This window comes from Massilimicrobiota sp. An134, from assembly GCF_002160815.1.
GTDB lineage: Bacteria > Bacillota_I > Bacilli_A > Erysipelotrichales > Coprobacillaceae > Allocoprobacillus > Allocoprobacillus merdigallinarum.
This window is the reverse complement of record NZ_NFLH01000003.1, coordinates 1-12,989: the sequence shown is the minus strand read 5'-3', so window position 1 is coordinate 12,989 and position 12,989 is coordinate 1. Positions and strand designations below refer to the sequence as shown.

17 protein-coding genes and 1 tRNA gene are annotated in these 12,989 nt (G+C 32.9%); 13 read left to right on the top strand and 5 right to left on the bottom strand.

Annotation, left to right across the window (positions count from 1 at the left end; translation table 11 throughout):
- The first annotated feature begins 21 nt into the window (after positions 1-21).
- Positions 22-903 (top strand): ROK family protein, encoded by an 882-nt coding sequence (locus B5E79_RS02005; RefSeq protein WP_087296776.1) that lies wholly within the window; start codon positions 22-24, stop codon positions 901-903.
- Between the two features lie 89 nt (positions 904-992).
- Entirely contained in the window at positions 993-1,184 is a 192-nt protein-coding gene (locus tag B5E79_RS02000) for a PspC domain-containing protein (protein ID WP_087245026.1), read from the top strand.
- 114 nt (positions 1,185-1,298) lie between these two features.
- On the opposite strand, the gene B5E79_RS01995 is transcribed toward B5E79_RS02000, so the two are convergent.
- The 3 genes from B5E79_RS01995 to pepT are packed head-to-tail and all read right to left on the bottom strand — an operon-like array spanning position 1,299 to position 3,969.
- Entirely contained in the window at positions 1,299-1,766 is a 468-nt protein-coding gene (locus B5E79_RS01995; protein ID WP_087296775.1) for a hypothetical protein, read from the bottom strand.
- A complete protein-coding gene (locus tag B5E79_RS01990) occupies positions 1,763-2,683 on the bottom strand; it encodes a diacylglycerol/lipid kinase family protein (protein ID WP_087296774.1) in 921 nt (306 codons plus the stop codon). Before B5E79_RS01990 ends, B5E79_RS01995 begins: the two co-directional genes overlap by 4 nt.
- Before the next feature lie 50 nt (positions 2,684-2,733).
- Positions 2,734-3,969, bottom strand: coding sequence for a peptidase T (gene pepT / locus B5E79_RS01985; RefSeq protein WP_087296773.1), 1,236 nt, complete (start codon positions 3,967-3,969; stop codon positions 2,734-2,736).
- A gap of 104 nt (positions 3,970-4,073) precedes the next feature.
- Between pepT and B5E79_RS01980 the strand changes: the two genes are divergently transcribed.
- From B5E79_RS01980 to B5E79_RS01935, 11 genes are all read left to right on the top strand, one after another.
- Positions 4,074-4,661: a ribonuclease H1 domain-containing protein gene (locus B5E79_RS01980; RefSeq protein WP_087296772.1), complete on the top strand. Its 588-nt coding sequence runs from the start codon at positions 4,074-4,076 to the stop codon at positions 4,659-4,661.
- The gene (locus B5E79_RS01975) at positions 4,658-5,572 is read left to right on the top strand and encodes an exonuclease domain-containing protein (RefSeq protein ID WP_087245021.1); all 915 of its coding nucleotides are present in this window, start codon (positions 4,658-4,660) and stop codon (positions 5,570-5,572) included. The genes B5E79_RS01980 and B5E79_RS01975 overlap by 4 nt, the downstream gene beginning before the upstream one ends.
- Complete coding sequence (locus B5E79_RS01970; protein ID WP_087296771.1) at positions 5,563-6,144, top strand: GNAT family N-acetyltransferase; 582 nt, start codon at positions 5,563-5,565, stop codon at positions 6,142-6,144. Before B5E79_RS01975 ends, B5E79_RS01970 begins: the two co-directional genes overlap by 10 nt.
- Before the next feature lie 14 nt (positions 6,145-6,158).
- A complete protein-coding gene (glf, locus tag B5E79_RS01965; RefSeq protein ID WP_087296770.1) occupies positions 6,159-7,295 on the top strand; it encodes a UDP-galactopyranose mutase in 1,137 nt (378 codons plus the stop codon).
- Positions 7,296-7,304: 9 nt separating this feature from the next.
- Positions 7,305-8,321, top strand: coding sequence for a glycosyltransferase family 2 protein (locus tag B5E79_RS01960; protein WP_087296769.1), 1,017 nt, complete (start codon positions 7,305-7,307; stop codon positions 8,319-8,321).
- On the top strand, positions 8,321-8,962 hold the full coding sequence (locus B5E79_RS01955) for a phosphatase PAP2 family protein (RefSeq protein WP_087296768.1): 642 nt from the start codon (positions 8,321-8,323) through the stop codon (positions 8,960-8,962). The genes B5E79_RS01960 and B5E79_RS01955 overlap by 1 nt, the downstream gene beginning before the upstream one ends.
- A gap of 135 nt (positions 8,963-9,097) precedes the next feature.
- Positions 9,098-9,634: a serine O-acetyltransferase EpsC gene (epsC, locus tag B5E79_RS01950; RefSeq protein WP_087245056.1), complete on the top strand. Its 537-nt coding sequence runs from the start codon at positions 9,098-9,100 to the stop codon at positions 9,632-9,634.
- 117 nt (positions 9,635-9,751) lie between these two features.
- Positions 9,752-9,928 (top strand): hypothetical protein, encoded by a 177-nt coding sequence (locus tag B5E79_RS13565; RefSeq protein WP_164483490.1) that lies wholly within the window; start codon positions 9,752-9,754, stop codon positions 9,926-9,928.
- A 287-nt stretch (positions 9,929-10,215) separates the two neighbouring features.
- A tRNA-Arg gene (locus B5E79_RS01945) sits at positions 10,216-10,292 on the top strand.
- Between the two features lie 369 nt (positions 10,293-10,661).
- Positions 10,662-10,841 carry a hypothetical protein gene (locus tag B5E79_RS01940; RefSeq protein ID WP_087296767.1) on the top strand — a complete coding sequence of 60 codons (180 nt, stop codon included), beginning with the start codon at positions 10,662-10,664 and terminating at the stop codon, positions 10,839-10,841.
- 331 nt (positions 10,842-11,172) lie between these two features.
- On the top strand, positions 11,173-11,601 hold the full coding sequence (locus tag B5E79_RS01935) for an ATP-binding protein (protein ID WP_087296766.1): 429 nt from the start codon (positions 11,173-11,175) through the stop codon (positions 11,599-11,601).
- 53 nt (positions 11,602-11,654) lie between these two features.
- Here B5E79_RS01935 and B5E79_RS01930 read toward each other — a convergent pair whose 3' ends face one another.
- Complete coding sequence (locus tag B5E79_RS01930) at positions 11,655-12,095, bottom strand: tyrosine-type recombinase/integrase (RefSeq protein ID WP_087296765.1); 441 nt, start codon at positions 12,093-12,095, stop codon at positions 11,655-11,657.
- A gap of 603 nt (positions 12,096-12,698) precedes the next feature.
- Positions 12,699-12,989 (bottom strand): transposase (locus B5E79_RS01925; protein ID WP_143746758.1); only part of this gene is annotated, 291 nt, incomplete at its 5' end.

Below are 12,989 nucleotides of genomic sequence, written 5' to 3'. Positions count from 1 at the left end.
AAGATAATAAGGAGGAAGAAAATGAGATTAGGTGCAATTGAAGCCGGTGGAACAAAGTTTGTTGTTGCTATTGGAGATGAAAATGGAAATGTTTTAGAAAGAGATTCTTTTCCAACAACAACACCACAAGAAACAGTTGAAAATATTTTTAAATTTTTTGATGGAAAGGACATTGAAGCTTTAGGATTAGGATGTTTTGGACCTATTGATCCTGATTTAAAGAGTCCAACATATGGATATATTACAACAACACCTAAACCAGGATGGACAAACTATAATATTGTAGGAGCTTTACAGGAACATTATCCAGATTTGCCAATTGGTTTTGATACAGATGTGAATGGTGCAGCACTTGGTGAAGCATATTTTGGTGCAGCCAAAGGATTAGATAGTGCTTTATATTTAACAATTGGAACTGGAATTGGTGGAGGAGCCATTGTGGAAGGAAACCTTGTTCATGGTTTACTACATCCAGAAATGGGACACATGATTCTAGAACAAAGAGAAGACGATACTTATAAAGGAAAATGTCCATATCATGGAACTTGCTTTGAAGGTTTAGCAGCAGGACCAGCCATTGAAGAAAGATGGGGAATAAAGGGAAGTGAATTACCTGAAGATCACCCTGCATGGGATTTAGAAGCATGGTATATTGCTCAGGCATTAGCAATTTATGTTTTAACAATTTCACCAAAGAAGATTATTTTAGGTGGAGGAGTTATGCATCAAAAACAATTATTCCCAATGATTCATAAATATCTTCAAGAAAGATTAAATGGTTATGTTCAAAAAGATGAAATTACAACAGATGCTATTCAGGATTATGTTGTATATCCAGGATTAGGAGATAATGCAGGTGTTTGTGGTGCATTAGCACTTGCAAAAATGGCTAACGAAAGATAAGGGAGTTCATCCCCTTTTTCTTGTTTTTAAGACTTGACAGCATATTTTTCCGGTTATAAAGTATAGAATAAGAAAATGGAGGAAATCAAATGAGTAAAAAATTATATAGATCAAAACGCGATGTCATGGTATGTGGTGTCTGTGGTGGAATTGCTGAATATTTTGACATTGATCCTACAATTGTCAGATTAGTTGCAGTTGCGCTTATTTTAAGTTGGGGTACAGGTCTATTTGCTTATTTAATAGGTGCTGTTATTATCCCTAAAAATCCATATCAATAATAGGATTGATTTCACTTTTAACAATAAGGTATTCTATCTTATTGTTTTTTATTTGATAAAAAAAGATATCCTCAAGGATATCTATAAAAATAATATATCAGATCTGTTTTGACTTTATGATTTTCTATGAAAAGAAAACTGTGTGGGAATACATTTTCCACGAGGGTTATCCAGATGATATTGTTGTGCCCATTTTTTAAAATGACGATCTAAATATTTGGTACGTGCATAGTTATCTGGCATATCTGTATATAATTGAAGAATATGCAAAGGATCATTGATTGGGATAGGAAAAGATGAAACTGTCTTGAAAAATGAAAGAAGGGTATCATGATTCATGATTTGAAAAGCATATTCTTCTTTGGGTGTGATGATATTGATATCCACATAGTAATTCATATAGATGCTTAAAATGTTTAACATTTGCATCATAGAGCACATGGAAATATTGATTTCCTGGATATCCTGAAATGCAATGGAATAGTCTTGAAAATATATGTGACTATGATCCCAAAGTAATAATTCATAAGCACTTTTGATATCATCGTCTTGAGTGAGTTGTACCTGATAACGTGTTGTCATAATGATTCTCCTTGATAATTGAAATGATGTGGAATGATGACACATAAGGATTGTTTTTTAACACTGACATGAATTGGAAAGGTTGTTCCTTTTTCTCCATCAACATCGTATATAATATCCTTATCACATTCAATAGTTAATTCTTTAGCTTGTACATAAGTAATAAAAGGACTCTTTTCATGACTGTTTAATTTATAATCTTTAAATAAAGAAATTAAATCCGTAGTAGAACAGTTTTTAATAATTAATAAATCTAATTGACCATCTTGAACATTCGCATGAGGTGTAATGTCTTTAAAGCCACCTACCTGTGAAGTGTTTGTAATAATAAACAGTTTGGCATCTTCTTCAAAAGTTTGATCATCAGCAGTGATTTTTAAATGCAATGAAGTATGCAGTTGGGTAGGTAATTGTCTTATACCACTGATATAATAAGCTAAAGGACCAAATCTTTCTTTATCAGCTTTTGAAACTTGAAAACTAATATCACTAAACATGCCTCCAGCAATCACATTTGCAAAATAATGTTCATTCACTTTTCCAATATCTACTTTCATTGTCTGAAAATCTTCAATCATTTGAATAAAATCATCAGTATCATGAGGTAAATGTAAATGGTTGGCAAAGTCATTCACTGTTCCTCCTGGTAATATCGCAAGAGGAGTCTGTAAATGGTTTTCAATAAAACCATTAATGATTTCATTGACTGTGCCATCACCACCAACACTGACCACAAAATCATAATCATCATCTTTTAATTTTAAACAATACTGATAAGCATCATCTTTCTTTTCCGTATAGAAGACATCAATTGTAGAAACCAGCTTTTTTAAAATCATTTGACCAATGATCTGATCCAGTTTTTTTTGAATTGTCTTTGTGCCGGCACTGGGATTAATGATAAATAAACATTTCATAATGAACACTCCTTATTTTTATTTTACCATTAATCAAAAAGAAGATAAACCTAAAATGGAATATCTTCTTTCGCATAGACATTATTACGGATTAGTCTTAATAAAAGTTCAACACCTTTTTTCATCATATGAATAGAAACAAATTCATAAGGACCATGACAATAGAAGCCACCTGTTCCAAGGTTAGGACAAGGAAGTCCTGAAAATGAAAGACGGGCACCATCTGTTCCACCACGAATAGGTGTAATACGAGGCTGTAAGCCAATATCCTGCATAGCGATTTCAACCTGTTCTACAATATGAGGATGATCTTTGATAACATCTTTCATATTGAGATATTGTTCATGCATCGTGATATGAATAGCTTCATAGCCATAAAAACTATTCAAATAAGCTTGGATACGCGAAAAATCATTAAGCTGTTGTTTCAGTTTTAAATAATCATGGTTACGTACAATATATTCTAATCGTGTCTGTTCACAATTTCCCTGCATATGTGTTAAATGATGGAATCCTTCATATCCTTCAGTGAATTGAGGTTTCTGCCCAGATGGTAACATGTGGTGAAATTCCATAGCCACTTCCTGTGAATTCACCATTTTGTCTTTGGCACTACCAGGGTGAATGCTTTTTCCATTGATTTCAACAAGTACCTGATAGGCATTAAAGTTTTCAAAGTGAAATTCATTAATATCGCCACCATCAATTGTATAGGCATAGTCAGCCTGAAAAATATCAAGATCAAAATGTTCAGTGCCACGTCCGACTTCTTCATCAGGAGTAAAGGCAATCATAATATCATTATGTTTAAATTCAGGATGTTTATACATATATTCCGCCATACTCATAATAATCGCAATTCCAGCCTTATCATCACCACCTAAAAGTGTTGTTCCATCAGTTGTAATCAGATCATGTCCAATCACTTTATTCAAATCAGGGAATTCTCTTGGGGATAATAAACGGTCATTTTGAAAAGGAATGTCTTGTCCTTTGTAATGACGAATGATTTGGGGATGAATATGTTCACCACTGGCATCAGGGGAAGTATCCATATGGGCAATAAAGCCTATAACATCACCTTGATGATCATTGTTAGATGGAATCTTTCCATAAACAACACCATATTCACTCATTTCCACATCAACCAATCCTAAAATACGCATTTCTTCTATTAAAAATTGAGCAAATTCTTTTTGATTGGCAGAAGAAGGTGAAGTGGTTGAATATGGATCAGATTGTGTTGGGAAACTGACATATTTTAAAAATCTGTTTTCTATTTTCATTTTTCATAACCTTCTCTCTTTATCATGATTATATCATAGGAATCATATTTTTTACTAGCCAAATGTCATGAATATGATTATAATAGGGAGCGGAGGTTAAAAAGATGGCAAAATATTATGCAGTGAAAAAAGGAAGAAAAACTGGTATTTTTTCGACATGGGAAGAATGTCAGTCAATGGTGAATGGTTTCAAGGGAGCAGTATATAAATCATTTCCTACATTCAATGAAGCTCAGGCGTATTTAGATGAACAGCCTCAATCTTTTGATGGTTATGGACTGATTGCATATGTAGATGGCAGTTATAATCAAAAGACACGAGAATATGGTTATGGTTGTATCTTACTTGAAGGCCAAAAAGTGATTTTGAAAGTCAATGGTAAAGGCAGCCATCCTGATTATGTCAGTATGCGTAATGTGGCTGGTGAAATTGCGGGTGCACATCAGGCAATCTGTTATGCGATTGAACATTGCTATCCTATGATTTGTATCTATTATGATTATGAAGGTATAGAAAAATGGGCCAATCATCAATGGCAGGCCAATCGCCCTGGAACAAAGGCTTATCAGTCATTTATTGATGCCAGTCGTCAAAAGATTGATATTCGCTTTATAAAAGTTTTGGCACATAGTGGGGACTTCTATAATGAGATGGCCGATCAGTTGGCTAAAAAAGCAGTAGGTATAGCATGAGTGAAAAAATAACTGTTTTTGATATTGAAGTTTTAAATCAGGATCCCGCGAGTTTATGTGCCATTGGTATTGTAGAAATTCAAAATCAAGAAGTCATTTCAACATATTATGCCTTAGTGAAACCTAAAAATTTAAGTTTTGATAGCTATCGCTATAAAATACATCAAATTAGACCTCAATCATTGTATAAAGAAAAAACATTTGTAGAAGTATGGAAAGACATTCATCATTATTTTGAAAATACGATTGTTGTTTCTCATGATATTCAAGGTGATATGATGAATTTAAGGGCAGCCTTGAAACAGAATCATATTCCATATCCACGATTACTTATGTCCTGTACAAATGTTTTGGCACATCTTGTTTATCCAAATCTTCAAAAATATAATCTTAAAGATCTATCTCAAATGAATGGTTTTGCATTTCAGGCTCATCATGCTTTAGAAGATGCGAAAGCTTGTGCTTATCTGTTGATTCAAATGATGGAACGTGAAGATGTAGACAGTTTATATGCTTTGCATCAGAAGTATCATTTAGAATTTGGTGAGATGAAGGAAAACTATTATCGAAATATTATGTCAGCTGAATCAGCAACGCAATTATTAGAAATGAATCAAAAAGAAGATGCTTTGTTGTATCATCAATCAATCTGTTTTACTGGTAAATTATCTATGCCTCGAGAATTATTGGAAGAAAAAACAAAAGAAGTCTGTGCCTTATCAACCAATCAGGTCAGTACCCAAACCAATTATCTGGTTATTGGTGGTAAAGGTTATCATAAAGTACGTTTTGGCAAAGACAATAAAAAAGTTCAGAAAGCTTTACAGTTAATGAAACAGGGACAAGATTTAAGAATTATTCATGAAAAAGAATATTTAAAGCTTTTAGAGGGGAGAAAAGAATGTCTGTAAATATAAGAGTGGCTAAAAAAGAAGATGCGCGTGCTATTTTAGATATTTATGCCCCTTATGTTCTATCGACCAATATTACTTTTGAATATGATGTTCCTTCTTTAGAAGATATGACAAATCGTATTTGTCAAACATTAGATTCATATCCTTATTTAGTTGCAGAAGTTCAAGGTCAGATTGTTGGTTATGCTTATGCCTCTTCTTTTCATAGTCGAGCTGCTTATCAATGGGGGAGTGAATTATCTATTTATTTAGATCAGCATTATCATGGACAGGCGATTGGAAAAAAACTTTATCAGGTTTTATTGGCACTGTTAAAGTGCATGCATATTCAAAATGTCTATGCCTGTATTACTCATCCCAATGTCAAAAGTGAAAGATTTCATGAATCATTACAGTTTCAGTATGTGGGATGTTTTCATCGTGCGGGATATAAAGCCAAACAATGGCATGATGTCATCTGGATGGAAAAAGCTATTGGAGATCCTCGTCATGTAGAATCTTTTATTCCTTTTTCGAAGCTATCCCTTCAACAAATTGAATCATGTCTAGGTTTATGTTATGATAAATAAAATGAGGTGAAAAAATGGATACATTAATTATCGGAAGTGGTTTTGCTGGAAGTGTTGTGGCGAGAGTTTTAGCCCAGCGTGGTGAAAAAGTCAAGATTATTGAAAAAAGAGATCATATAGGTGGAAATTGTTATGATGAATATGATGAATATGGTGTTCTGGTTCATAAATATGGACCTCATATCTTTCATACAAATAATAAAGACGTTTATGATTTTTTATCACGTTTTACAAAATGGTATGATTACCGTCATGAAGTTGTTGGAAATGTTTATGGAAAGATTATTCCAATTCCATTTAACTTGAATACATTAATGATTGTTTTTGGCCAAGAAAAAGGTGAACGTTTAAAACAGGAATTGATTGATGCTTATGGTGAAAATGCAAGAGTTCCTATTTTAGAATTACAGAAGAATCCATCTTCAGGAATTCAGGAAGTGGCACAGTATGTTTATGAAAATATCTTTTTGAAATATACAATGAAACAATGGAATCAAAAACCTGAAGAAGTTGATCAAAGCGTCACTGCCAGAGTACCGGTTTTGATTTCTTATGATAATCGTTATTTTCAAGATCAATATCAGGGAATGCCATTAGAAGGATATACAAAGTTATTTGAAAATATGTTGAATCATGAAAACATAGAAATTGAATTAAATAAGGATGCCAAGGAAGATTTATCTTTTGATATGCAAACACATCAGGTTTATTATCAGGGACAACTGTGGCAGGGAAAAATTATTTTTACAGGTGCAATTGATGATTTCTTTGATCATTGTTTAGGAAGATTGCCATATCGTTCATTACGCTTTGAGTATGAACATTATCCTGAAGATCACTATCAAAGTCATGGTGTTGTCAATTATACCGTCAGTGAAGATTTTACACGTATTACAGAATTTAAATATTTAACAGGTCAAGAGATTTCTGGAACAACTATTGTTAAAGAATATCCAGAAATATATCGTGATGAAACTCAAGTTCCTTATTATGCTATTTTATCTCCAGAAAACTTAATGATGTATCAAAAATATGTGGATTATGTCAAACCATTTTCTCACTTTTACTTGTTAGGGCGTTTAGCACAATATAAATATTATAATATTGATGGCATTGTAGAAGAAGCTTTAAAACTTGTTAAAACATTGTAGGAGGATGTTATGAAATATTTAAGTATTGCGATTCCATGTTATAACTCACAAGATTATATGGATAAAGCGATTGAATCATGTTTAATTTTAAAAGATGATGTAGAAATTATTATTGTTGATGATGGTTCTAAAGATAGAACAGCCCAGATTGGTGATGACTATGCCTCTTTATATCCTGATACAATCAAATGTATACATCAGGAAAATGGGGGACATGGTCAAGCTGTAAATACAGGTTTAAAAAATGCAACAGGACTTTATTTTAAAGTTTTGGATAGTGATGATTGGTTTGACCAGTCTTCACTTGTTAAAGTGATAGAAACAATTAAACAGTTACATCAAAAAGATCAAGATGTCGATATGTTCATTGCAAATTATGTATATGAAAAACCAAGTGCCAATAAATCTAGTGTGATTAAATATACAAATGCATTGCCACAAAATAGAACATTCAGATGGTATGATTTAAAACATTTTTACCCACAACAGAATTTATTAATGCATAGTGTTATTTATCGTACACAGTTATTAAGAAATTGTAATTTACAATTGCCAAAACATACATTTTATGTTGATAATTTATTTGTTTATCAGCCTTTACCTTATGTCAATACACTGTATTATTTAAATGTTGATTTATATCGTTACTATATTGGTAGGGAAGATCAGTCTGTTAATGAAAAAGTGATGATTTCACGTATTGATCAACAGATTAAAGTCAATAAGATGATGATTGATTGTTGTGATGTGATGAAATTAAAGAGTCGTAAACTGAGAAACTATATGGTGAAATATTTAACGATGATTACAACTGTATCAACAGTTTTACTGATTAAATCAGGAACACCTGAACATTTACAAAAGAAAAATGAATTATGGCAGTATTTAAAAAATAAAAATCCTGAACTTTATAAAGCTGTTAAACATACATTTTTAGGTTCTATGATGGAAATGGATGGACATGTTGGTAAGAAAATGATTACAACAGGATATGCTATTTCTAGAAAGCTGTTTGGATTTAATTAATGAAGAATTTGTTATATCGTTATCGTCATGCATGGGTATTTACATATTTTATTCTTTATTTACCATGGTATTTTGGATTACAGTTAAGGGATATTTCTTTTCATGATGTTTATACAAGTATAGATGCATGTATACCTTTTGTTTCATGGTTTATTTATCCTTATATTTACTGGTTCCTTTTTGTAGCAGGGACAATTGCCTATTTGTTTTTTACACATCGTCGTGATTTTTATAAATGTGTTGCATTTTTGTTTATAGGAATGACCATCTGTTTGATTATTTTTACAATATATCCAACAAGTTTTGATCATCGTCCTGTGATTGAACAGAATTCTTTATCTATGAATCTTGTTCAGTTTATTTATCATGCTGATAAGAGTCAAAATGTATTTCCTAGTATTCATGTCTATAATTCTATTGGATGTGCATTGGCTTTGATATTGTGTCCAGATTTTAAACAATCTAAAGGTATAAAAATATTTGCATCTCTTTCAGCTATTATGATTACTTTATCAACGATGTTTATTAAACAGCATTCTATATTGGATGCTGTGGCAGCAATATTATTGGCTATTATTTTATATATTCTGATTTATAAAAAAGATATTTTTCAGATAGAAAAACGTGTTTCTCTCAAGTAGAGAAACTTTTTTTTAATATGATAAAAGTCAATACAAATAGATTAAATTCACATATGATAATATAAAAATGATAATATGATTTGTGTATAGGGGTATTTTATGGTTAAATATAAAGAAAAAGAGAAGGTGAAGAATATGGAAAAAACATTAATTGGTAGAATATTAGAAATGGATCCGGCAGCACGACATCCTTTGAATGTCATTGTGAACTATCCTGGATTACATGCTATGTTTTTATATCGTATTTATCATTTTTTATGGAAATGTCACTTCAAGCTCATTGCACGTCTATTGAGTCAAATTGCGCGTTTTTTAACAGGGATTGAAATTCATCCTGGAGCAACTATTGGAAAACGTTTCTTTATTGATCATGGAATGGGAGTCGTTATTGGTGAAACAACAATCATTGGAGATGATTGTACTTTATATCAGGGTGTGACATTAGGGGGAGTTGGAACTGGTGAACATAAAGTTAAAAGACATCCGACTTTAAAAAATAATGTCATGGTATCAGCTGGGGCCAAAGTCATTGGGGATGTCACGATTGGTGATAATAGCATTATTGGGGCTTCTTCAGTAGTATTAAAAGATGTGCCAGCTAATTGTACAGTTATTGGTATTCCTGGCAGAATTGTAAAGGAAAATGGAGAAAGGGTAGATAAAGCATTATAAACTATGATGCTATATGATAACTTATAGTATTGTTTTTGTATGAGATGAATTCATTTATTTGTATTTTATTCATAAAAAACCTCCTGCTTCATAAAAATGAAATAGGAGGTTTTATTGATGTCTATTGAGATACAGGCAGCTTTATATTATTATGATTTGGGTTTATTAAAGAGAGAAAATCATTTATATTGCTTAGTAGATTTAAAAACAGGTGAGTGGTATGAAAAAATGACGATTTATTATATTGAAATATTGCTGAAAAGATGGAATCAGTATCGAATGTCTATTCAATGATTGAATTCAAGTATATAACATGTTAGAATAAAGCATGTTAAAAGTTGAAATGTCCACGTAGCACAGCTGGATAATGCAACTGCCTCCTAAGAAAGTGCTATAACATATACTTCGGAGGACAAAGGAAAAGGTAGCAAGTAAAATTAAATATAGATTTTCCAAATGTCGCTATAGCTCAGTTGGATAGAGCGACCGCCTCCTAAGAATATGTTATAACGACCGCCTTTTGGGGAAAAGTGATTGACAACGAGTTAATCTAAGCCTAAAATTGAATAGATTTCAAAGATGTTTCCGTAGCTCAGCTGGATAGAGCGACCGCCTCCTAAGCGGTAGGTCGGGTGTTCGAATCACCTCGGGAACGCCAAAAACTCCGCCGGAAAACCCAGTAAAATCAAGGGTTTCCGGCGTTTTTTCATTTTTTCGGTAAAAGAGAAAAATCGTGAAATTCATTGATTTTCATTAGCAAATCTTCCGTCAGCTAATGGAAATTAGGACTAATGTCGTCCGCCTTTCAGGTGGACGGCTTGCTAATAAAAATTAGCAAAAAAATCGGTGTTTTGCTAATGAAAATGCCCTCTCTGCTAATGGCAGAAAAATTCGAGCAAAATTCTTGCTAATGGACAAGGCGGTCGTTACCCTGTTAATTTGTTCATTTAGGGGTGGCGAGCGACAATCGCACACTACCTCTATGCCTTTTCCTATTATATAATTGTAGCAACAGGAGGTGGTTGTATTGAAAGAACAGAAATATCATTTATATCTTTCCGATGAAGAATACAGGAGAGTTTTGCAATCACTTATCCGTTTGAAAAACAGCCTGATAGCACAAGGCAGATACACTGACGTAGTAGATGATGTTCTTTGCAAGGTACTATCATCTAAGAAAAGAAAAATTAAAATAGAATACATTTAAATAATAACGAAAAGTAAAAAGCCGTCTATTGACCTCATTAAGAGGAAAATAGGCGGCTTTTTTGCGTTCAGAAAAAAATTTAAGAAATTTTGAAAAAACACCCCCCAAAAACGCTCTCCCATTTCAAACAAGTGAAGGGGTTAATTCCGAACCACGAAAACGGAAGCCTTTCACTTGTACTTTGAAAACCGAATAAAGTATGTTCATCAACAAAAAGAAATTATCATATCGATCATTATATCGAAACATTAAAAATGTCCTTTGATACTGATGATGATAAGATCAAAAAAATAGCAGAACAAAATTTAAAGCAGATTGGAGAACTATATAAATGACAAGTGTTTATATGCAACTTAGAACAAATTTAGAACAATTGAAGCTCTTTGAGATATCTAGAAGACTAGATGAGATCATAGATCAAGTCACAGCTAATAATATAAGCTTTACAGAAGGATTGTTGAAACTAACAAACGTTGAAATCGATCATAGAAAAGAAAATGCAATAAGATCCATGGTTAAGGTTGGAGCATTTCCGTTTATGAAAGAGATAAAAGATTTTGATTTTGAATTTCAACCTTCTATAAACAAACAACAGATCTTGGAGCTTGAAAGCTTAGGATTTTTAGATAAAGCAGAGAACATAGTGTTCTTAGGTCCTAGTGGTGTAGGAAAGACCCATTTAGCTACTAGCATAGGTGTTCGGGTCCGGCGAAATCAACCACTCCGGGTCCATCGAAAACAACCAATTTTAGTCCACTGAAAATAACCAATCCAAGTTAAGAAAGCGTAGCCAACCCTCACTTGAAATGTGAATTAATCTTTGTTTCTGCTTTCGGCATGGGCGGTGGCCACAGCAGCGGTCATCCGCAGGGAGATGGTTTCCAGTCGCTTTCCCCGGAAGCTCTCTCCCTTAATCGCGAAGACAATGTCTCCTAAATATGGCACTATATAAGAAGCCAGCAAATTATTATATTTATTGAATGTAGATTGTTTAATCTGTGGTTCTATTGAAGTAAGCCAGCAAACGGATAACGCTTTGACATCACTCTTGTATAAAAAGACTTGATTATTTCCAGTATCAAGGGAATCCTCTAGCTTCGCCAGCGCATTATGTTGTTTTTGCTTTGCTTCCCGATAAGATTTTCCGTAAACATACCCATATTTTGCTCTTCCTGAGATATCATGACTTTTAATATATCGAGCTTCCCATCTTCCGTCTTTTCTTTTATAAATATTTTCTCCTTTTCTTGGCATGAAAGTTCCCTCCTTTCGACTATTATTTTGACGGTGATAAAGAAACAATACTATTAATCCTCAAAAAGTTCAGATAATATGCGCTTATTAGAGTTGCCCCTTCTTGACAAACGATGCTTTATTTTATATACTAAATATATATATTATTGTTTATTTTTAAGGAATACGTAATACTTAGAGTAGAATACTCTACGAAATATATGTATGCGGGGCGATGATATTAAGAAAGACGGAATCAAACAGGGTGATACGGCAATCCTGATCAGTAAACAGAATATCTTTTTAACCTTATTATTTCTAAATTTTAGCTCCTTTGATATGTATGATATCCATTTTAATTAAAAGCAATTCATTCTATATATTCATTGGATAGATGTTTTTCAGAAAATCAACAGTACGCATAGCATGAACGAATCAATAAACGAGGAGCTAACTATATAAAAATCAAGTCATTTGATGAAAAAGTTTTAAAATGTTAAATGATTTGATTATGGTAGCTCATCAATATGTAAGATCTTTGAAATGTGAATATGATTTGTATTTTTGGACATGACGAAAACAGCCTATGGAATAGACTTTTTTGAATGCGGTTTCATTTTCTTTCTATCTCAGTAACGATGCATCAAACTGCTGATTTGTCGTTACCAGATGATAGATGACCCTCAACAGCTTCCTGATGCAATGTCCCTGCGCACAGCGATGACTTTTTCCCTGTGAGCGTTTAAGGTCATAGTCATCCTTGAAGACCTTGTTGTATCTTATGACCGGCACAATAATCTGATATAACGTCTTTCTTAAATAGCTCGATCCCTGCTTGGTTATGGCACTATGCTTGGCTTCGTACTGACTTGATTCGTAGTGAAATGGGGCGACACCCGCTGCCTTTATTATCTT